This window comes from Nocardiopsis sp. NPDC049922, from assembly GCF_040660275.1.
Classification (GTDB): domain Bacteria; phylum Actinomycetota; class Actinomycetes; order Streptosporangiales; family Streptosporangiaceae; genus Nocardiopsis.
This window is the reverse complement of record NZ_JBFAME010000007.1, coordinates 80868-101431: the sequence shown is the minus strand read 5'-3', so window position 1 is coordinate 101431 and position 20564 is coordinate 80868. Positions and strand designations below refer to the sequence as shown.

17 protein-coding genes are annotated in these 20564 nt (G+C 73.0%); 6 read left to right on the top strand and 11 right to left on the bottom strand.

What is annotated here, in order from left to right:
• Position 1: 1 nt before the first annotated feature.
• Together AB0I72_RS15100 and AB0I72_RS15095 are read left to right on the top strand one after the other, a co-directional pair.
• Positions 2 to 814, top strand: a complete 813-nt coding sequence (locus AB0I72_RS15100) for an exodeoxyribonuclease III (RefSeq protein WP_358567922.1) — start codon at positions 2 to 4, stop codon at positions 812 to 814.
• A gap of 11 nt (positions 815 to 825) precedes the next feature.
• Positions 826 to 1590 (top strand): alpha/beta hydrolase, encoded by a 765-nt coding sequence (locus AB0I72_RS15095; RefSeq protein WP_358567919.1) that lies wholly within the window; start codon positions 826 to 828, stop codon positions 1588 to 1590.
• Between the two features lie 66 nt (positions 1591 to 1656).
• Here AB0I72_RS15095 and AB0I72_RS15090 read toward each other — a convergent pair whose 3' ends face one another.
• The 3 genes from AB0I72_RS15090 to AB0I72_RS15080 form a co-directional block, all read right to left on the bottom strand.
• Positions 1657 to 2418, bottom strand: coding sequence for a class I SAM-dependent methyltransferase (locus tag AB0I72_RS15090; RefSeq protein WP_358567916.1), 762 nt, complete (start codon positions 2416 to 2418; stop codon positions 1657 to 1659).
• Between the two features lie 108 nt (positions 2419 to 2526).
• Positions 2527 to 3183, bottom strand: coding sequence for a response regulator transcription factor (locus AB0I72_RS15085; protein WP_358567913.1), 657 nt, complete (start codon positions 3181 to 3183; stop codon positions 2527 to 2529).
• A complete protein-coding gene (locus AB0I72_RS15080; RefSeq protein ID WP_358567910.1) occupies positions 3180 to 4451 on the bottom strand; it encodes a histidine kinase in 1272 nt (423 codons plus the stop codon). Before AB0I72_RS15080 ends, AB0I72_RS15085 begins: the two co-directional genes overlap by 4 nt.
• Positions 4452 to 4770: 319 nt before the next feature.
• Here AB0I72_RS15080 and AB0I72_RS15075 point away from each other — a divergent pair, with 319 nt between their 5' ends.
• Entirely contained in the window at positions 4771 to 6231 is a 1461-nt protein-coding gene (locus AB0I72_RS15075; RefSeq protein WP_358567907.1) for an amino acid permease, read from the top strand.
• An 83-nt stretch (positions 6232 to 6314) separates the two neighbouring features.
• Here the strand turns inward: AB0I72_RS15075 and AB0I72_RS15070 are convergent, their stop codons facing one another.
• Positions 6315 to 6716 carry an ankyrin repeat domain-containing protein gene (locus tag AB0I72_RS15070; protein ID WP_358567904.1) on the bottom strand — a complete coding sequence of 134 codons (402 nt, stop codon included), beginning with the start codon at positions 6714 to 6716 and terminating at the stop codon, positions 6315 to 6317.
• Positions 6717 to 6848: 132 nt separating this feature from the next.
• Between AB0I72_RS15070 and AB0I72_RS15065 the strand changes: the two genes are divergently transcribed.
• The gene (locus tag AB0I72_RS15065) at positions 6849 to 7391 is read left to right on the top strand and encodes a hypothetical protein (RefSeq protein WP_358567901.1); all 543 of its coding nucleotides are present in this window, start codon (positions 6849 to 6851) and stop codon (positions 7389 to 7391) included.
• Positions 7392 to 7407: 16 nt separating this feature from the next.
• Here AB0I72_RS15065 and AB0I72_RS15060 read toward each other — a convergent pair whose 3' ends face one another.
• Positions 7408 to 8835 carry a hypothetical protein gene (locus AB0I72_RS15060; RefSeq protein ID WP_358567898.1) on the bottom strand — a complete coding sequence of 476 codons (1428 nt, stop codon included), beginning with the start codon at positions 8833 to 8835 and terminating at the stop codon, positions 7408 to 7410.
• Positions 8836 to 9234: 399 nt separating this feature from the next.
• Between AB0I72_RS15060 and AB0I72_RS15055 the strand changes: the two genes are divergently transcribed.
• Both AB0I72_RS15055 and AB0I72_RS15050 read left to right on the top strand, forming a co-directional pair.
• Positions 9235 to 10506 carry a GAF domain-containing protein gene (locus AB0I72_RS15055; RefSeq protein ID WP_358567895.1) on the top strand — a complete coding sequence of 424 codons (1272 nt, stop codon included), beginning with the start codon at positions 9235 to 9237 and terminating at the stop codon, positions 10504 to 10506.
• Positions 10507 to 10664: 158 nt separating this feature from the next.
• Entirely contained in the window at positions 10665 to 12080 is a 1416-nt protein-coding gene (locus AB0I72_RS15050) for a DUF2254 domain-containing protein (RefSeq protein ID WP_358567892.1), read from the top strand.
• Between the two features lie 9 nt (positions 12081 to 12089).
• On the opposite strand, the gene AB0I72_RS15045 is transcribed toward AB0I72_RS15050, so the two are convergent.
• The 6 genes from AB0I72_RS15045 to AB0I72_RS15020 form a co-directional block, all read right to left on the bottom strand.
• Complete coding sequence (locus AB0I72_RS15045; protein WP_358567889.1) at positions 12090 to 13316, bottom strand: integrase; 1227 nt, start codon at positions 13314 to 13316, stop codon at positions 12090 to 12092.
• An 80-nt stretch (positions 13317 to 13396) separates the two neighbouring features.
• Positions 13397 to 13894 carry a hypothetical protein gene (locus AB0I72_RS15040; RefSeq protein ID WP_358567886.1) on the bottom strand — a complete coding sequence of 166 codons (498 nt, stop codon included), beginning with the start codon at positions 13892 to 13894 and terminating at the stop codon, positions 13397 to 13399.
• A gap of 110 nt (positions 13895 to 14004) precedes the next feature.
• Positions 14005 to 14328: a hypothetical protein gene (locus AB0I72_RS15035; protein ID WP_358567883.1), complete on the bottom strand. Its 324-nt coding sequence runs from the start codon at positions 14326 to 14328 to the stop codon at positions 14005 to 14007.
• Positions 14329 to 14479: 151 nt separating this feature from the next.
• A complete protein-coding gene (locus tag AB0I72_RS15030) occupies positions 14480 to 18067 on the bottom strand; it encodes a TM0106 family RecB-like putative nuclease (protein ID WP_358567880.1) in 3588 nt (1195 codons plus the stop codon).
• 251 nt (positions 18068 to 18318) lie between these two features.
• Positions 18319 to 19104, bottom strand: coding sequence for a septal ring lytic transglycosylase RlpA family protein (locus AB0I72_RS15025; RefSeq protein WP_358567877.1), 786 nt, complete (start codon positions 19102 to 19104; stop codon positions 18319 to 18321).
• 156 nt (positions 19105 to 19260) lie between these two features.
• Positions 19261 to 20424 carry a protein phosphatase gene (locus AB0I72_RS15020; protein ID WP_358567874.1) on the bottom strand — a complete coding sequence of 388 codons (1164 nt, stop codon included), beginning with the start codon at positions 20422 to 20424 and terminating at the stop codon, positions 19261 to 19263.
• Between the last annotated feature and the right edge of the window lie 140 nt (positions 20425 to 20564).

The window sequence follows — 20564 nt, the reverse complement described above, 5'->3', positions numbered from 1 at the left end:
GATGAACGGTTTCGAGGTGTCCACGGTCAACGTCAATGGTCTGCGTGCGGCGGCGAGGAAGGATCCGGGGTTCGTGGGGTGGTTGGCGGCCACGAGCGCGGACGTGGTGTGTCTTCAGGAGACGCGGGCGGAGCGGGACCAGTTGGCGGCCGAGGTGATCGCCCCGCCGGGGTGGCACGTGGTGTTGGCTCCGGCGGCGGCGAGGGGTCGTGCCGGGGTGGCGGTGTACACGCGGGTGGAGCCGGATGAGGTCCGGGTGGGGTTCGGTGCGGCGGAGTTCGAGGATTCGGGTCGGTATGTGGAGGTGGACCTGGGTCCGGTGACGGTGGCGAGTCTGTACCTGCCGTCGGGGGATGTGGGCACGCCGCGGCAGGAGGAGAAGGAGCGGTTCATGGAGGCGTTCCTGGCGTACCTGGTGAAGCGGCGTGAGGAGGTGGAGTCGGGGGGCCGTGAGCTGGTGGTGTGCGGTGACTGGAACATCGCGCATCGGGAGGCGGATCTGAGGAACTGGCGGTCCAACCGGAAGAGCTCGGGTTTTTTGCCGCATGAGCGGGAGTGGATGTCGCGGGTCTTCGACGAGGTGGGGTACGTGGACGTGATGCGGTCGTTGATGCCGGATCGGGAGGGCCCGTACTCGTGGTGGACGTATCGGGGGCGGGCGTTCGACAACGACGCGGGGTGGCGGATCGACTACCAGGTGGCGACGCCGGGGTTGGCGGCGCGTGCGGAGTGGGCGCGTGTGGAGCGGGCTGAGGAGCACGCGGCGCGGTGGTCGGACCACGCGCCGGTGACGGTGCGGTACCGGGCGGGGTAGGAGGAGCGGTCATGGGTGTGCCGATCGTGCTGGTGCACGGGTTGCGGGTGTCGGGGAGTATGTGGCGGCCGCAGGTGGAGTGGTTGCGTGAGCGTGGCCGCACGGTGGTGACGCCGGATCTGCCGGGGCATGGGTCGCGGCGGGGTGAGGTGTTCTCGCTGGGGACGGCGGTGGACACGGTGTTGGGGGCGATCGACGGGGTGGGTGGTCGTGCCCTGTTGGTGGGGTTGAGTCTGGGGGGGTTCGTGTCGATCGCGGCGGCGGGTGCGGCGCCGGGTCGGGTGGCGGGGTTGGTGGCGGCGAGTTGTACGGCCAAGCCCGCGCAGTCGTTGGCGCAGGTGTACCGGATTCCGGCGGTGTTGATGGATCGGTTGCCGGATCGGGGGGCGGCGGTCAATGAGCGGTTCCACCGGTTGACGTTGCGTGATGGTGCGGCGGACGCGGTGTTGGACGGTGGGTTGGCGGTGGAGGCGGCCACGGCGGTGATCGACGAGATCTCGGAGATGGACGCGTTGGCGGCGTTGGGTGCGTATCCGGGGCCGGTGTGGTTGATCAACGGGTCGCGTGATCATTTCCGGATCCATGAGAAGAAGTTCTTCGACGCGTGTGTGGACGGTCGGTTGGTGAACGTGCCGCGGGCGGGGCACATGGTGAGTCTGGATCAGCCGGAGAACTTCTCGCGGATCGTGGCGGATGCCGCTGATGTGGTGTGGGTGCGTGAGCGTGGTCTGTCGGATGGGGGTGCGCCCGGTCAGGTGGGTGCTGGGGGTTCCTAGCGGGGCGGAGGCCCAAAGCAAGCACGGCCGGGGCGGTGGTGGTTCCACCGCCCCGGCCGTGTTGTGTCAGGGGGTGTGGGTGCGGTGGTGGTGGTCCAGGGGTGCGGTGGGGCGGTGTGGGGCGGGCTGGCGGAAGTAGATCATCGGGTTGCGGTGGCCGGGGCGTACGGGGGTGTGCAGGTCGAGTTCCTTCTTCAGGTCCTGGATGGCTCGGTGTGTGTGGGGTGCGCGGGCGGCGGAGGCGGTGAAGAAGGGGGTGGTGTTGTTGGCGAGCCATTTGAGGACGACGGCGCCTTCGGTGAAGGGCAGGGCGCGGCGTTGGTGGAAGACGTCGTGGACGCTGACGGGGGTGTGGGGGGCGAGGGTGGGCAGGAGGTGGTGGGTGTACCAGCGGGCGAAGCGGCCGTTGTGGGCGGCGTCGATGAACAGGTAGTCGATGTGTGGGGGCAGGTGGTCGGTGCGGGTGCGTACGTCGCCCTTGGTGAAGGTCCAGCGGTCGGCGGACAGGTGGTCGGGGACGTGGTGGGGGGCGTGGTCGACGATGTCGAAGGAGTGGAGGTGGCCGGTGCCGTTGTCGCGTAGGGCGGACAGGATCCAGGTGGTGGACCAGCCGTGGTAGGTGCCGATCTCGACGACGTGGGCGGGGGTGGTGTCGCGGAGGAGGAGGTAGGTGATCTCGGCTTCGATGTCGTCGAGTTGGGGGGTCATGGTGGGGTCGGCGTGGGTGTGGTGGTCGCGTTGGTGGTCGCGGACGCGCGCCAGGTCGTCGCGGTGGGTGCGGTACAGGTGGCTGATGTGGTCGAGGTCGATGGCTGGCGCGGTCGGCATGGTCGGTCCTGGTGGTCGGCTGCGGATGGTGGCTGCTGACCGTAGCAGTGGTGTGACTGACCGTGGGGTGGGTTGGGTGTTTGTGGTGGTGTGGGTGTGTCGTGGTGCTTAGGGGTGGGTTCCGGGGTGGATGAGGCCGGAGTCGTAGGCGGCGATGACGGCTTGGGTGCGGTCGCGGACGCCGAGTTTGGCCAGGGTGTTGGACACGTGGGTCTTGACGGTCTGCAGGCCCAGGTGCAGGTGGGTGGCGATTTCGGCGTTGGTGTGGCCCTGGGCCATGAGGGTGAGGGTTTGGGCTTCGCGTTCGGTGAGGGTGGCCACGGCGCGGGCGGCGGGTGTGGGTGCGGCGGGTTGGGTGGCGGCCAGGGCGCGCAGGGCGGTGGGGAAGAGCAGGGTCTGGCCGCGGTGGGCGATGCGGATGGCGGCGAGGATGTCCTCGGGTGGGGTGCGTTTGAGGAGGAATCCGGTGGCGCCGGCGCGTAGGGCGCCCCAGACGTGGTCGTCGTTGTCGAAGGTGGTGACGACGATGACGCGGGGTGGGTGGTCGAGGGTCTGGGTGAGGGTGTGGGTGGCCTGGATGCCGTCGAGGGCGGGCATGCGCACGTCCATGAGGATGACGTCGGGGCGGGTGCGGCGGGTCAGGTCGGGGACGTCGGCGCCGTCTTCGGCCTGGCCGACGACCTCCATGTCGTCCTCGGCGTTGATGAGGGCGGCCAGTCCGGCGCGGATGAGGGCTTCGTCGTCGACGAGGGCGATGCGGATCACGGGTGTGCTTTCCAGGTCAGGTGGAGGGTGAGGCGCCAGTGGGTGGTGGTGGGTCGGGCGGTGAGGGTGCCGCCGAGGAGGTGGGCGCGTTCGCGCATGCCGGTGATGCCGCGTCGGCCGGTGCGGCGGCGGGTGCGGCCTGGGGGCAGGGGGTTGGTGGCGGTGAGGGTCAGGGTGGTGGGGGTGATGTCGAGGGTGAGGGTGATGGGTTGGTGGGGGGCGTGGCGCAGGGCGTTGGTGAGGGCTTCTTGGGTGATGCGGTAGGTCTCGCGGGAGAGCAGGGCGGGTACGTGGGCGGGGTCGCCGGTGAGGGTGCAGGTCAGGTCGGTGCCGGTGTGGCGGGTGGCGGTGGCCAGGTGGGCCAGGCGGGTCAGGTCGGGTGGGGGTGTGCGGGGGGTGGGGGTGTCCTCGCGGAGGACGCCGAGGGCGTGGTCGAGGTCGGCGGTGGCGGTGCGGGCGGCGTCGGCGATGTGGGTGAGGGCTTGGCGGGCGAAGTCGGGGTCGGTGTCGATGAGGCGGGCGGCGGTGGCGGCTTGGACGGTGACGACGGACAGGGCGTGGCCGAGGGTGTCGTGGAGTTCGCGGGCCAGGCGGTTGCGTTCGGCGAGGGTGTCGGCGTGGGCTTGGGCGGCGGCGAGGCGTTCGGTGGGTGAGGGGCCGAGCAGGTGGGGTGCGGTGCGGGCGAGGAGGTGGCCGGTCAGGGCGATGGTGTAGGTGAGGGCGGCCAGGAGGGCGAGGCCGAGGAGGGGGCCGATGAGGCGTTGGTGGCGGGGCAGGTCGTGGATGGTGGTGAGCAGGTGGGAGCTGCGGGTGAGGGGTTGGGGGCCGTCGGGGATGAGGGGGGCGATGGCCAGGAGGAAGGCTTCGGTGAGGCCGATCATGGTGGCCAGGCAGACGAGGAGGCCCAGGACCATGTGCAGGCACAGCCACAGGCTGGTGCGGGCGGTGGTGCGGCTGGCGGTGGGGGGTGGGGTGGGGTGGTCGGTGAGGGGGCCGCGTAGGAGGGTGCGGGCGAGGTGGAGTTGGGCGGTGCGCACTCCGGGGATGTAGGCGGTGGCCGCGACGGGGGCCAGGGTGAGGGCGATGGTGGCGGCCATGGCTTGGGGGGTGGTGTCGGTGGTGTCGGTGTGGCCGGTCAGGACGCTGGTGAGGACGAGGGCGGCCATGGTGTAGGGGGTCAGCAGGGCGCCGCCGATGATGAGGTAGACCCAGCGGCGGTGGGTGTGGGCGCTGGTGAGCGGGCGGGTGAGGAGGGCGAGGGTGCGCACGGGGGTGATCGTGGCACAGGTGGGTGGGGGTGTGCCTCCCTCTGGTGGGTGAGTGGGGTGTTTCTCAGTGGTGGTGGGGATGGTGTGGGGGGTGGTGGTGTGTTGCAGGGGTGGTGCCATCTCGTGGGTCGGGGTGGGGAGTCGTCGCCGGTGTATGACTCACGTCACATTGTGCTGGTTCGGTGTGGTTTACCGGGGTCAGTGGAAAATGTGATGAACCTTTCGTCCTATGGTGGGGCAAGTGACACGTAGTTCGACGCCGCCACAAGCGGCACACACGACCGAGTCGGGGCTGGCCCACACGCTGCGCCGCCGGCACATGGCACTGATCGCGATCGGTGGTTCCGTGGGAGCGGGGCTGTTCATCGGGTCGGGGGCGGTCATCCACACCGCCGGTCCGGCCGCGGTGTTCTCCTACGCCCTGGCCGGGGCCCTGGTCTTCCTCACCCTGCGGGCGTTGGGCGAGATGGTGGTCTCCGTCCCGGCGGGCGGGTCCTTCTCCGACTACGCCCGGCTGGCCTTCGGGCCGCGCGCCGGTTTCACCATCGGCTGGATCTACTGGTGGCTGTACGCGGTGCTGGTGGCCGCCGAGTCGGTGGCCGGGGCCAGCATCCTCGGCCAGTGGGTGGATCTGCCCCAGTGGCTGCTGGCCCTGCTGGTGCTGCTGTCGATGACGGCGGCCAACCTGATCTCGGTGCGGGTGTTCGCCGAGACCGAGTCGTTCTTCTCCCTGGTCAAGGTCGGCACGATCGTGGCGTTCCTGCTCCTGGGCGGGCTGTGGGCGCTGGGGCTGTGGAGCGGCTCGGAGGGCTCGCACGTGGCCAACCTGTGGGCGCACGGCGGGTTCGCCCCCAACGGGTGGGTCGCGGTGCTGGCCGCGACCGTGGTGGTGCTGTTCGCCTTCGGCGGGGTGGAGATCATCACCATCGCCGCGGGTGAGAGTTCCGAGCCCGAGCGCGGGGTGGCCTCGGCCATCACCAACGTCCTGTGGCGGATCGGCCTGTTCTACCTGGCCTCGATCCTGGTCGTGGTGATGGTGGTGCCCTGGAACACCACCGACCTGGAGCGCAGCCCCTTCGTGGTGGTGATGGAGACCGTGGGTGTGCGCGGCGCGGCGGTGATCATGGAGGTCGTCGTGCTGGTGGCGGTGTTGAGCGTGCTCAACGCCGCGATGTACACCACCTCGCGGATGCTGTTCGCGCTCTCCCGCCAGGGGGACGCTCCCCGGGCGTTGAGCCGGACCACCAGGCGGGGCGTGCCCGCGCGCGCGATCCTGCTGGGCACCGTGGTGGGGTACGTGGCCGTGGTGGCCGAGTACCTGCTGCCCGGTCGGGTGTTCGGGTTCCTGGTGGCCTCGATCGGCGCGATCCTGCTGGTGCTGTTCGTGACGATCTGCGCCTCGCAGCTGGTGGTGGGCGCCCGTGTGCGTCGGCGCGCCCCTGAACGGCTGACCCTGCGTATGTGGGGGTTCCCGTACCTGACGTGGGTGGTGTTGGCCGGGTTGGTCGCGATCGGTGTGGCGATGGCCGCCCTGCCGGACCAGCGGCAGGCCCTGCTGGCCAGCCTGGGGTCGGTGGCGGTGGCCGTGGTGGCCTTCGAGATCCGCAGGCGGTGGGGGTCGACCCCGGTCAGTGAGACGGTGCTCGGTGTGCGGGGGCGCACCAGCCCCGAGGAGTTGGCGCGGGTGGCCGGTTCCGCCCGTGTGGCCGAGCGTGCGGCCGCCGCGAAGGACTCGGCCCGCACCGGTGAGGCGGGCGAGCGCGAGCCCGACCCCGCCTGAGGCCTCTCCCCCGCCGTGTTCCCTCGTCCGTCGTGGCGTCGTCCCCGTCTGTGGGGGCGGCGCCACGGGCGTGTTCGGGCGGGTCAGGGGGTGTCGAAGAGGGTGAGCAGGTCGCTTTGGTCGAACATCAGGGCGGTCTCGCGGGCGGTGGGCGTTCCGATGTCGGGGTCGGCGCCGTGGTCGGCCAACACGCGTGCCACCTCGGTCTCGCCCTGGAAGACCGCTCCGGCCAGCGGTGACTGTTCGTGGTCGTTGAGGCGGTCGGGGTCGGCGCCGCGGTCCAGCAGCAGGGTGACGGTGTCGGCGTGGCCGTGGTAGGCGGCGAGCATGAGCAGGGTGTCGCCCTTGTCGTTGGTGAGGTCGACGGGGACGCCGGCGTCCAGGTAGGTGGCCAGGTCCTGGGTGTGGCCGTGGCGGGCGTGGTCGAAGACGCGGCTGGCGAGGGCGACGACCTCGGGGTCGGGTTCGTGGCGTTCGTGGCTCATGGTGGCTCAGCGTAGTGGGGGCTGGTCGCGGCGTGGTGGTCGACGCGGTGTCCGCTACGCGAGTGTGGCGGTGTTCGTGCCGAATTTCCGTTATGGCGCTAGGGTGCTCCCAACCCCGAGAGGAGCATCCCCGTGCGACATCTTGTCGGCTTCCTGTCTGGTCTGGTCCTGGGTCCGGTGCTGGTGCTGTCCTGCGGGTGGGTGTGGTCCCATCTGCGCGGACTGCACGCGTCCGGTCTGGACGCGCTGTCGGGCACCGGCCCCGTGGCGTTGGCGGTCCTGGTGGGGGTGGGTCTGCTGGTGGCGATGGTCGCCGTCCCGCCCCGGCTGACGCCCCTGCTGCCGCTGGGCGCGGCGTTGGTGCTGGGCGCTGTGAGCGCTCTGGCGTGGGTGCGCGAGGGTTGGCTGGAGCGGGTGCCGGACGTGCCCGGGCTCGACGGCGCGCTGGTGCTGCTGCCGCTGGGCGTGTTCGTGCCCCTGGCGGTGGTGCTCATGGCGCCGGTGCTGGTCGGTGGGCGGTGGCGGCGCCTGGACGAGGAGGACCAGGTCACGCCCGAGGAGTACTTCGAGGGCCTGTACGAGGAGGCCGAGGAGCGTGACGGCGACGAGGACGGGCGCGGTCGCGCGTCGACGGGTGTGTTCTCCGCGCCCTCGGGTCGGCACGCGATGAGGTAGGGCCGTTCGGGTCGCGTCAGCGCCAGTTCGGGCCCCAGGAGGAGCTGCGCGAGACCCCTGGCGGCAGCGGTGGCAGCATCGCCGCGCCGGGGGCTCGACCCGTGTCGTCCTGGGGTGCGGGGGGCTCCTCGGCGGGGGTGGTCGCCGTCATCTGGGGGGTGATGATCGGGATGAGCGTGGTCGGGGCCACGGCGTCCTCGCGTGGTTCGGGTTCGGCCGGGGCGGGGTCTGGTTCGGTTGTGGGTTCCTCGGGTCGCGGTGTGGGCGCCGGTTCGGGTTCGGGGGCGGTGTCGGTGGGTGGGACGAAGCCGCGCACGCGTTCGGTCCCCTCGTCCGTCGAGGTCAGGACCACGGGTTCGGGGATCGGGGTGGGTTCGTCGTCGGGGCTGGGCAGGGCGGGCTCGGCCGGGGCGATGCGGGTCCACCACCGTTCGGCCTCCTGGGCGGTGAGTTCGGACTCCACCTCCAGCCAACCGTGGACGTGGGGGTGGCGGCGTCCGGCGTTCCAGGAGCGGGGGTAGGGCTGTTCGTCCAGGACCAGGACGCGTTCGCCGTCCAGGGTGGGGATCTCGGCGGGCATGCCCTCGTTCCACACCCAGGTGCCGTCGTGGGCGACCAGGTTCCACCAGCCGCGGACGGTCTGGGCGTGGGGGTCGACGTCGCCGTTGAGGTAGGGGGTGACCCAGCGGGGGTCGGGGCGTTCGCCGTGCAGGCCGTGGTGGTCGGGGCCGATGAGGGCGTCGGCGAGCAGGGTGTGGAGTTGGAAGTTGTCGCCGACGCCGTCGAACAGGACGCGGAAGCAGCGCTGGGAGTGGCGGTCCATGACCAGGGCGTTGGTGGCCTCGGCCATGCGCAGCAGGTTGCGGATGTCGTCGAACTCCCGCAGGTGGTCGCTGAGCTGGTTGGCGATGGCGACGAGTTCGGCGTGCAGGGTGGGGTCGCGGCGGACGTGGGCGCGCACGCTGGTGTGGCCGAGCATGGTGCGGGCGGCCAGGCCGTGTCTGCGGATGGTCCACCAGCACATGGTGGCGCCGGGGGCGTCGGCGCCCAGGTCGGCGGCGACGCGGGTCTCGTCGGCGGCGGTGACGGTGTCGGGGTCGGGGGGTGCGTCGGGTCCGGTGCGTTCCCAGGCGCGGGTGAAGACGATGGCGCCGCGGCCCATGCCGCGGGCGCGGAGCAGGACCTCGATGCCGGTGGGGCCGGGGTCGGTGCCCATCTCGACGAGGGCTCCGGCGACCACGGACAGGTCGGCGATGATGCCGGGGGCGGCCTGGTTGCCGGAGAGCAGGGGGGCCAGGGCCTCCAGGGCGAGTTCGCGTTCGGAGGCGGGGATCTGGGAGGCCAGCACGTAGACCTTGTGGACGGCTGGTGGGAACTGTTGGGGATCGGCGGCGACGGAGGCGTCGATCAGTTCCTGGAATGCGGCGCGAAACTCGTCGACCATGAGACCGTCCCCTTTCTCACGCAACCAACCTAATGTCTGGTCAGTGCTGGATCGAACGTCAACGTGTGCTTTCGGGCGTTATTTAAGGGTTTGTTGACGATTTGAGATCTGGGCACGGGCGTGCGGTCACGGTTGCGGAGGTGCGCGTGGGGTCGCGGGGCGGGCGGTGAGGACCGGGCCCCGCCGCCGCGTCGCCCCTGAAGGGTACCCGTGCTCCGATGGTGGCGGCACGATCGCGCCGGGCCTGGCGCGGGGGGCCGCCCGCCGCTGGGGACCGTCCCGTCCACGGCGTCGAACTGGAATTATGCCAAAGGTGGGGATGTACTGGAGGCAGGGACGTGAGGGGCGCGGCCCGGTGAGTGGGCCGTGCCCGGCGCCCCGCGACCGGAAGAGCCGCACATGGACCAGACCTGGAGAGCGTGGCCCGAGGGGGCCGACCCACGCGAGCTTCGGCGCGCCGTGGCCCTGGCCCGTGAGCGGTTCCTCTCCTCCGGCCGGGCCTCGCCGGAGTTGAGGAGCGTGGTCCGGGAGTCGTGGCTGCGCAGCCTGAACAGCGGGGTCGACCCCGAGGGGGTGTGCCCCCGGCTGGTGCTGCCCCGGGACGAGGTGTGCGAGCGCCGTGACTCCCACGTGCTGCGCGCGGCCCTGCCGGTGATTCGGCGTCTGCTGGTGGACAGCGCCGCCGACAGCGGCCAGATCGCGGCGGTCGGCGACGCCGAGGGGCGGCTGCTGTGGGTGGAGGGCGACCACGCCACGCGCTCCCGCGCCGAGGGGATGCGGTTCGTGGAGGGGGCGTCCTGGAGCGAGCGGGACGCGGGAACCAACGCGCCCGGGGTCGCTCTGGCCCTGGACCACGAGGTGCAGGTGTTCTCCAGCGAGCACTTCGGCCAGGGCGCGCAGGCGTGGAGCTGTTCGGCCGCGCCCGTGCACGACCCCGACACCGGGCGGGTGGTCGGCGTGGTCGACCTGACCGGTGGCGACCAGGCCGCCCAGCCCTACGCGCTGGACCTGGTGCGCGCCACGGCGTTCGCGGTCGAGTCCGAGCTGCGGCTCCAGCGGGTCAGCGGGGTGCTCTCGCGGGCGGGGGCGCCGGGCACTGGTGAGCCCACCCGGCTGCGGGTGCTGGGGCGGGGCCAGGCCCAGCTGTTCCACCGGGGCGGGGCGCGCCGGTTGAGCCTGCGGCACTCGGAGATCCTGTTCCTGTTGGCGGCGCACCCCGAGGGGCTCTACGGGGGTGAGATCGCCAGCCTGCTCCATGAGCACGGGACGCCGTCGGTGACCGTGCGGGTGGAGATGTCGCGCATCCGCAAGGCGCTGGGCGAGGTGGTGGACTCCTCCCCCTACCGGTGGTCGGTTCCGGTGGGCACCGACGTCGACCAGGTGCGCCACTTCCTGGCGGCGGGCGAGTACCGGCGCGCGTTGCGCGCCTACCGGGGGCCGGTGCTGCCGCGGTCGGCGGCGCCCGCGATCGTGGAGGCCCGGGAGGATCTGGCGCACGAGATCCGGCACGTGCTGTTCCGCAACGCCGCCCCCGAGGTGCTGTTGGAGTGGGCGCAGCGGTCCGACGGGCGCCGCGACCCGTTCGTGCTGGAGGCGGCTTTGGGGGCGGTGCCGGTGGGGTCGCCGCGGGCCGAGCAGGTGCGGGCGTGGTTGGACCAGGTCAGCGGGTGAGGTCCGCGGCCGGTCGCGGGTGGTCTGGGGTGGTGCAACGGGGTTGTTACGGGCGGGTGGTTAGCGTGACGCCAGGTTGTGGCACCGACCACAGGGATCCCTGACCCGATCCGAAACGGTGGTAGTACATGCCGGCTGCGACATTGCACAACGTGGGAATGACGGTCCGCCAACGGGTGAGCGAGTACGTCAAGGAGTCGTTCTTCCTCTTCCCCTCCCTGGGGGCGGTGGTGTTCGTCCTCCTGGCGTTGGCCGTCTCCCGTTTCGACACCCCCTTCAGCCTCGTCGACCCCGACGACCAGTCCATGGTGCGCTTCGCCGAGCGCGGGCGCGTGTTGCTCAAGTCGGCGGGGCCCACGATCCTGACCGTCATGGGCCTGATCTTCAGCATCAAGCTGTTGGCGTTGCAGAAGGCGGGCCAGCTGACCCCGCGGGTGGTGGGGCTGTTCACCCGGTGCTGGGTGACCAAGGCGACGCTGACCATCTTCGTGGGCACGTTCATCTTCACGTTCTTCGTGCCGTTCTTCGGTGAGACGCCCCGGGGCGAGGGCGGCAACCTGGTGCTGCTGCTGTCGGGGGTCATCGCGGCGGTGCTGGTGTTCTCCTGCCTGATCGCGTTCTTGCTGTTCGCGCACCGGTCGTTGGGGATGATGCGGCTCACCTCGGTGCTGGACCGGGTGGTGAGCGACTCCCTGGACCAGTTGAGCGCCTTCGACCGGGTGGCGAGCACGGTGTACATGAGCGAGCCCGGGTACACGCACTCGACGGTGCTGCGGCTGGGGCGCGGCCCCGGGATCCTGGTGGGGGCGAACGTGCGGGCGCTGGTGCGCTACGCGCGCCGCCACGACGTGCTGGTCACCCTGCTGCCCAAGATCGGGGACTTCGTCGCGGCGGGGTCGCCGGTGGTGCGGATCGACTCGCACGGGCCGATCACCCCGCCCGATGTGGACGGCATGCTGTGGACGGCCAACAACCGGTCCTCCTACCGGGACCCGGCCTTCGGGCTGCGCCAACTGGTCGACATCGCCACCCGGGCGCTCTCGCCGGGCATCAACGACCCGACAACGGCGGTGCAGGCGGTCGACCGCATCCAGATCCTGGTCACGGCGTTCGGGGTGCGGGAGCTGCGCCCGATCGTGTTCACCGACCGCCACGGGTCGGCGCGCGTGATCCAGCCGCGGCCGACCTGGCCGGACGTGATGGACCTGGCGTTCAGCGAGATCGCCCTGTACGGGGCGGAGTCGCCGCAGGTGACGCGGCGGCTGGTCGCGGCGCTGTCCGACATCGGCCAGACGGTGGGGCCCGAGCGGCGGGGCCAGACCGACCGGTATCTGGAGCACGTGCGCGCCCTGGTCAACGACCGGGTGCCCGAGGCGCTGCGGTCGATGTCGCTTCGGCCCGACCGCCAGGGCATCGGCAGCACGTGCTCCACCCACCCGGTGGCGGGTTCGGGACCGCGGACGGAGTCGGGCGAGCGGGTCTCGGGCGGGCCGGGAGCGCGGCCCGCGGGGTCGCCGCGGGGCGGGGAGCGGTCCTGGACGCAGGTCGACCGGTCCTCCTGGACGGGACGCTGAGGGGGGCGGTCACAGGCCCAGGCGTGTGACGGCGTTGTCCTCCAGGGGGTTGGCGGTGCGGATGTAGTCGTGCACGGTGCGGGGGTTGGTCCAGCGGCCCTGGCGCATGATCTCGCGGTCGGTGGCCCCGCCCAGGGCGGCCTGGGTGGCGAATCCGGCGCGCAGGGAGTGGCCGCCGAAGTCGTCGGGGTCCAGGCCGGCGCGTTCGGCGTAGCGTTTGACCAGTTCGCCCACGGCGCGCCCGGACATGGACCGCTCCCCCACCCGGCCGTGGCGGGTGACGGCGGGCAGCAGGGGGCGGCCGGTGCCGTCGGCCAGGGGGTTGGCGGTCAGGCCCTGGCAGCGGTGGGCGGTGGGAGCCACGGGGGTGCGGGCCCTCTCCAGGTGGGCGCGCACGGCCTGGTCGCCGCCCTGGCGGTGGGCGGCCAGCAGGTCGCACCAGTCGGCGAAGGCGCACACCGGGCAGGTGGTGCGGTGGCGTCCGCGGGGCAGGGCCACGGTCTGGCCGTGGCGGCCCTCCTGGTCGGTCTTGGTGGCGGCCAAAGCGATGACCAGGGCGGTGGCGCCGGTGGCGGCGTCGGTGCGGACGCTGACGTCGTCCAGGGTCAGGGCGGCCAGTTCGGCGCGGCGCAGCGCTCCGGCGAACCCGGTGAGCAGCAGCACGGCGTCGCGTCTGCGGGCGACGCCGCCGGGGTGGCCGTCGTCGGGGCGCACGGCCAGCAGGGCGTCGAGGGTGGACAGGACGATGGGGTCCTTGCGGCGGGGGCGGGCGCGGCGGGTGCGGCGGATGCCGCGCAGGGTCATGCGTACGACGTCGGCGCGGGTGGGTGAGGCCAGGCCGTGGGCGCCGTGGACGGCGGCGATGGCGGCGGCGCGGCGTTCGAGGGTGGAGGGGGCCAGGGCCCAGGCGGATCCGTCGGGGGTGCGGGCCTGGGCGCAGGCGGCCAGGTAGACGGCCACGTCGACGGGGTCGGCGGGCAGGGACTGGCGGTCCTCGGCCAGGCACCAGGCGGTGAAGCCGGTCCAGTCGGCGCGGTAGGCGCGCAGGGTGTTGGGCGACTGGGCGCTGGCCAGGTAGCGGCCCAGGGTGTGGGCCTGTTCGGTGTCGAAGCGGGCGCGGACGCGTTCCAGGGCGCGGGTGTCGACCAGGACGCTGTGGGTGGCGTGTTCCAGGCGGTCGCGGACGGTCGCGGGCAGCGCGGCGGGGTCGTCGTCGGAGGGGGTGGGTGTGCTCACGGTGTTCCATGATGGCGTACGTGGCGGGGTGGGTCCGGCAGCGGTCGTGGTGGGTCGGGTCCGCGTCTGGGGTTGCCTGGCTAGATCGTGGTGAAGTGCGTGACCAGGGCCTGCCACAGGTCGGCGGGCGGCATGACCACGAGCAGGGGGACGGCCGAGACGACGAGCGCGGTGGCGAACCCGATGGCGGCGATCCTGCGGCGCAGGCAGACGGCGGCCACGGCGGAGGCGGCGGGGACGACCAGGGCCGTGACCAGGACCCAGACCAGGGCGTTGCCGACGTCGGTGACCAGGTCGGCGGGGGTGCCGCCGGTGGCCGGGTCGGGGGTCGTGTAAGCGGCCTCCTGGGCGTCCATGACGACGAACGTCAGGTTGACCAGGGCCAGGGGGGTGCCCAGGAGCCACACGAGGGTGAGCACGACCCACAGGGCGGTGACGCGCCGGTCGGGCGGGTCGTCGATGACCACGGGGGTGCGGCTGAGGGTGCGTTTGCGTGGGAGGGCGTCCTCGCCGGTGGCGCGCTCCGCGGCGGGCGCCGGGCGCTGGGGTTTGCGGCGGGTGCGCTTCTTGGGTGACACGGGTGGGTCCTCGGTCGGTGGTGCTCGTCGTCCCTGGTGGGTTCAGGCTAGAGGCTGCGCGGGCTGTTCGCGCGCGGGCGGGACGCGGCCCCGGCCGGTCGGGGCACCGCCTATGCGCCCCACCCGGACAGGTGGATGGCGGACACGAAGACGACGGGCCAGGCCAGCAGGGCCAGCGACCACAGGGCGGCGCGGCGGTCGCCGGCGACGGTGGCCACGGCGGCGGCGAGGAAGGGCAGGCCGACGGCGGCCCCGAAGGCGAGGGTGAACCACTCGGCGGCCGAGCCGTCGTGGGCGGAGGCGCGCACGCCCATGAGGTATCCGGCGGGGCCCAGGACCAGGGCGGCCAGGGCCAGGACGGCCAGGACGACGCGGATGCCGGTGGGGTGGCGGGTGTTGTGGCCGCCGGTGGGTGCGGAAGGTCGGTCAGACACGGGGGCCGTGGTGCCTTTCGGAGCGTGTGGCGGGCCAGGGCGGTGTGGGGGCACGCCGGTGCGGAGGGGGCCCCGGTCGGGTCCGGTGTGCTGTGTAAAACGTACTCCACGTGCGGGGTGTCCGGAACCGTCGTGGATGGGCGCGTGCCGGTCAGGGGTGGGGCCAGGGGCGGGCGCCCTCGGTCAGGCGGGTGAACCCGGCCAGGAGGCGGAGTTCGTCGATGGTTCGGGGGGTGGTGGTGAGCAGGTCGGGTGAGTGGACGACGGCGGCCAGGAGCTGGGCGCGCGAGAGGGCGACGTTGAGGCGGTTGCGGTCCAGGACGAAGGCGGGGCCGCGGCTGGTGTCGGCGGCGTTGGAGGTGGTCATGGAGCAGATCACGGCGGCGGCCTCCTGTCCCTGGAACCGGTCGACGGTGCCCACGCGGATGCCGTCGAGGGCGGGTGTGGTGCGGGCGGCGTCGGCCAGGGCGCGGCGCAGGGCGCGCACCTGGAGGTTGTAGGGGGCCACGACGAGGATGTCGGCGCCGGTCAGGGGGCGTGGGTCGTGGTCGGGGCCGGGGGTGAGGCGGTGGCCGACCAGGGTGGTGGCGATGGCGACCACGGCGTCGACCTCCTCGGGGCTGTGGGTGGTGCGGCCGGTGTGGGTGACGGGGAGGGTGTACACGCCGGGTTCGGGGCCGGTGAGGGTGCGGTGGGTGGTGGTGGGGTGGGCGTGCAGGCGGCCCTGGTAGGAGAGTTCGGAGACGGTGCGGCACACGGCGGGGTGCATGCGGCGGGTCTGGTCGAGGAAGTAGCCGCGTTTGGGGTCGATGATGGGGTCGGCGCCCATGAGGTGTTGCAGGGCGGAGGCGTCGGCGCCCTCGCCGTGGGTGCCCTGGACGACCTGGGGCAGTTGTTGGGGGTCGCCGAGCAGGACGAGGTTGTGGGCGGCGGCGGACACGGCCAGGGTGTCGGCGAGGGCGAACTGTCCGGCCTCGTCGATGATGAGCACGTCCAGGGGGTCGGCGACCATGGCGGCGTTGGTCATGGCCCAGGCGGTGCCGCCGATGAGGACGGGGCGGCCCTCGTCGGTGCGCTGGGTGCGCCAGCGGGCCAGGGTCTGGGGGTTGGTGGGCTGTTCCCAGGGCAGGTCGGGGTCGGCGGCGTCCTTGCCGCGGCCCTTGGCGCGTTTGGCGGCGGGCAGGTCGACTCCGGCGGCGTCGGCGGCGGCCAGGGCGGCGCCCATGACGTTCTCGACGGCCTTGTGGCTGGTGGAGCACACGCCGATGGTGCGGCCCTGGCGGGCCAGGTGGGTGATGAGTTGGGCGGCCAGGTAGGTTTTGCCGGCGCCGGGCGGGCCCTGGACGGCCAGGTAGGAGTGGTCGAGGGCGTCCACGGCGGCGATGGTGGCGGCGATCGGGTCGCCGCCGGTGTCGGCGGCCTCGGGGAGGGGGCCGCCGTGGGTGAGGCGGGGCGGTCGGCGGCGCAGCACGTCCAGGCCGGGGTGGTGGGGCCATTCGGGGAGGTCGTCGACGGCGGTGCGGGCGATGAGTTCGAGGGCGCCGTCCTTGGGTTGGGGGTTGACGGGGGCGCCGGGCAGGACGGCGACGGGCGGGCGCGTGTAGGTGGCGTCGGGGTCGCAGGTCTCGGTGAGGGTGAGGCGGTCGGGGTCGGCGGCGGTGACGGTGGCCGTGGTGGTGGTCGCGGCCTGGCCGGGTGCGCCGGGGTAGAGCAGGTGGACGTCCTGGCCGGTGGTGAAGGGGTGGGGGTGGGCGGTGTCCAGTCGCAGGGCGAGTTCGCGGCGGGACTTGCGTTGGCGGCCGGTGGGTTCGACCCACTCCCCCGCGTGCACGCGCCAGGGCACGGCGCAGTCGGTGTCGGTCTCCAGGTCGGTCAGGGGCGCGTTGGCGCGGCGGTAGTGCTCGCGCCAGGGGGGCAGGGCCTCGCGCTGGTAGTAGCCGACCAGGGCGGCCAGGGTGGCGCGGGCGTGGTGGTGGTCGTCGCGGTCGCGGGCGGTGGTGGGGACCTCGTCGAGCAGGGGTGTGGTCAGGGCGGCGTGGCGGGCCTGTTTCTCGGCGCGTTTGCGGGCGCGTTCGGCGTCGGTCTCGGACAGTTCGGTCTGGATCAGGGGGCGGTCGGTGATGCCCTGGGCGGTGCGGTGTTCTTCGAGCCAGTCGCGCAGGCGGGCGGTGGAGTGGCAGTCGTCGCGGTTGTAGTCGGCGATGGAGGCGAGGATGTGTTCGGCCTGGTCGGTGTGGCCGGCCTCGCGGGCGGCCAGGTGGGCGGCGTAGGCGTCGATGCTGGAGGTGGCGGTGGTGACGTCGCCGCCGCGGGCGGCGGGCAGGTAGAGGGGTTCGAGGTACTTGATGGAGTAGGAGCGCTGGGACACGCGCAGGCTCTTGCGGACCACGGTGTACAGGTCGACGAGGCGGCCCTCGCGCAGGAGCCGGTTGACCTCCTCCTCGCGGGTGGCGTACTCGCTGGACAGGTGTTTGAGGCGGTCGACCTCGTAGGAGGCGTAGTGGTAGACGTGCGCCGCGTCGTCGGCGTCGATGCGGGCGGTGACGAAGTCGACGAAGTCCTCCAGTGCCTGTTTCTCCTGGGCGCGGTCGTGGGCCCAGAAGGCGTGGAAGGTCTCGGCGCCCTCGTCCTCGGTGGTGGCGCCGAAGAGGTATTCGAGGCCGCGGCCGCCGTCGGTGGAGTGGTAGGGGTAGCCCTCCATGTCGAAGAAGACGTCGCCGGGGCTGGGCGCGGGCAGGGTGGCCAGGCCGTCGGGGGCGAAGACCTCGGCGGTGACGGTGCCCTGGGGGTTGTGGCGGGTGCGGGTGGTGTCCTGGCGGACCTGGAGGGCGGCCTGGGCGCGGAGTTGGTCGAAGGTGCGGCGGGGCAGGGTGGTGGGGCGGTGGTCGTCGTCGGCGTGGGCGAGGGCGTCGATGGTGGTGATGCCGGCGTCGGTGAGTTTGGCGGCCTGGTCGGTGCGCAGTCCGGCGACGAGGGTGAGGTGGCGTGCGGCGGTGCGGCCGGTGGAGCACCAGGTCTGGTAGCCGCAGCCGTCGCAGGCGGGGCGGGGTTCGCCCCAGGTGGGGGTGGGCAGGGCGGGGGGCTCGGCGAGGCGGTCCAGGAGGCGGGCGGTGGTGGTGGCGAGGATGGGGGTGAAGTCGGCGGTGGGCAGGGTGTGGGTCTGTCCGTCGCCGGTGAGCAGGTGCATGTGCTCGGGGGCGGTGCCGGTGGCCTGGGCGACGGCGTGGGCGTAGGCGGTGAGTTGGAGGACGGCGCCGGGGCCGGGGCGGCGGGCGAGTTTGGTGTCCCAGGGTTCGTAGGCGGGGGTGGTGGGGGCGGGGGTGCGGGGCCCGCCGGTGGTCGGGTCCAGGTCGGAGCGGATGAGGAAGTCGGCGCGGCCGTGGAAGGCGACGGGGTGGGGGGTGGGGGTGAGGGTGTGGTGGAAGCAGGCCTGGTAGATGACGGGGGCGCCGTCGGCCATGGCTTGGCGGGTGGCGTCGGCGGCGCGGGCCAGGGAGGCGTCGTCGGGTTCGGGGGCCTCGATGTGGGTGACGGCGCCGAACAGGGCGGTGAGGCGGTCGAGTTCGGCCTGTTCGTGGTCGTGGCCGTGGCGGGCGACGAGGGGGTCGATGTCCTGGGGGGCGGGTGCTCCGGGGATGCGGGCGGCCAGGGCGGTCTTCAGGGCGCTGCGGTGGTCGCACTCCAGGGTGTCGACGAGGTCGGTGGGTGAGACGACCCAGCCGGTGGTGGTGCGGAACAACGCGGTGCTCCCTGTGGGTGGTGGTTGTGCTGGTGGTGGGATTGTGCCATGTGCGGGTGACGTGCGCCGGGGGTTGGCGGGCGGGGGCCGGTGGGTGTCGTGCCGATCCGCCCCGGCCCGGGGTTGGCGGGTGTGGTGTGGGACGTCGAGGGCCTCCGGTTGGCGGGGGTGGACGTGGTTGGTCCACACCGCTACCGGAGGCCCTCGTGCGTTGTCTGGGCCGGGTGCGACCGGCCTGGTGATCGGGGCGTCTAGGCCACGACCTCCCAGTTGACGTTGGCCACGCCCGCGCTGGTGCTGGCGATCTGTTCGAAGGCCGCGGTGGACAGGTCCAGGCAGCGTCCGTCGATGTAGGGGCCGCGGTCGTTGATGCGCACGGTGACCGAGGACCCGTTGGCGGTGTTGGTGACCCGGACCATGGTGCCGAAGGGCAGGGTCAGGTGCGCGGCGGTCATGGCGTTGGGGTCGAAGGTCTCCCCGTTGGCGGTGTCGCGCCCGGCGAAGTCGGCGCCGTAGAAGGAGGCCTGGCAGGTGCCGCCCTGTCCGGTGGGCTGGGCGTCGCCACCGCCACCGCTGTCGGAGGAGGAGTCCTCGGGTTCGGTGGTCTCCTCGGGCTCTTCGACGATGTCGGAGCCGGTGGCGGTGGTGCTCTGGCGTGCGCCGGAGGTGGCCTGGGCGGCGCGGTCGGCGGCCGAGGCGTCGGGTGAGGCGGCGGTGTCGTCGGCCACGAGCGGGTCGGGGTCGGCCTCGGGGACCCCGGCGGCGTTGGTGGTCACGGTGGTGTCGGCGCCGGTGACGACGACCGCGGCGGTGGCGGTTCCGGCCACGGCCACGGCCAGCACGGCGGCGGAGCCGATGAGCAGCGCGCGTCTTCTGCGGCTGCGGGCGGCCGCGACCCGGGGTCCCACGGTGGGGGTGTCCTCGGGGGCGGCGGGTGTGTTCTGGGGCTGGTGTTGGCCCACGGTGATGTCCTTCGAACGTCGCGGGATGGGAGCGGCGGCCGCCTCCTGGCGCGTGTTGCGGGTGCCGTCGGGCATGGGTGCGTCGGATGCGTGGCGTCCCGGTCGTGGAGGGGTGGGGCGCGCACGGGCGGAGCCGTGACCGCCGGCGTTGGCATCGCACGGGGTCTGGGCGCTGAGCCTAGGGGTAACGCGGGGGTCACGGTACCGGAAAGTGGTGTTTTGTGGAACTTGTCACCCGTTGACCTGCGGTTTTGGCAGCTCGGGTCGGCGTGGGGGAACCCCGTCGGGGAAGAGCGTGAGGGTCGGGTCGGGCAGGGGCTGGCCGCTGAGTTCGGCGACGGCGCGCGCCAGTGTGGGGTTGTCCAGGTGGCCGCCGACGACGCGGATCATCTGGGTCAGGGTGGGCAGGGCGGGGGCGCCCAGGGCGGTGACGGCGTAGCGGGCGGCCACGGCGGGGGTGCGTGAGGCTCCGGCCCAGCAGTGCAGCAGGACGCGTTTGCCCTCGGCGCGCAGGGTGGCCACGGCCGCGGCGGCCTCGTCGAGTGTGTAGTGCAGGTTCTGGTTGGCGCCGGGCCGGTCGTGCAGCCAGATCCGGACCCAGTCGCGGGCGGGCAGGTGGGGTGCGTCGGTGGGGTGGGTGGCGCACAGGGAGACTGCGGCGTCGGCGCTGTCGGGGTGCTCGCGCAGGTGGTCGAGGTTGGCGAGCAGGACGCCGGGGTCGAGGGGGTGGGCGACGGCGAAGGGGCGCAGGCGCTGGTGGGGTCGGGTGCGCACGGAGGTCTCGGGCCACAGGTGGGGGTGGGGGCCGCGGGCGGTGCGCAGGGCGTCGGCGACCAGGGTGTGGGGGTCGAGGGTGTCGGCCAGGTGTCGCCAGGCGTGGACGGGGATGGCCGAGGCGCCCCACAGGGCTCCGGCCAGGGCGCCGGTGTGCATGGCGGCCAGGTCTCCGGCGGCGGCGGAGGCCCACCAGATGGCGTCGACGAGGTGGGTGCAGGCGAAGGTGCCCGCGGCGGGGTCGTGGTGGGGGTGGGAGGTGCGGGTCAGGGCGCGCCAGGAGGCTCCGAGGGGGTCGTCGGTGGGGGTGTGTTCGAGGTCGGGGACGCGGGTGGGGGCGGTGCCGGTGCGGGCGGCGGTGCGCAGGGTGTGGGCCCAGGCGCGGGCGGCGGGGTCGGGTGGGGGGTCGGGGAGGTCGTCGTCGGCGGCCAGGTCGGTGAGGGCGGTGCGGATCAGGTGGGCCAGGCGGGCGGGGGCGCTGGTGGGGGTGGGGTCGGTGAACTGGGTGGTCAGGGCGGGTGGTGCGCCCACGAGGGCGGCGGCGGTGGCGGCGCCGAGGAGGGCGCCCACGGCGCGGTCGCAGAGGGGGTCGTGGACGTCGAGGGGGGTGGTGGGGGCCATGGGTCTTCCTCACGGACGGGGGTCGGGATACCACCGGTGGTGTTCCCCGTGCGCGGGGGGATGTGCGGGGTTTGCCGGTTGTGGCCACGGGGGCGTCGGTCGGGTTCGGGGTGGGTGGGGGTGGTCCGCCGTCGCACCCC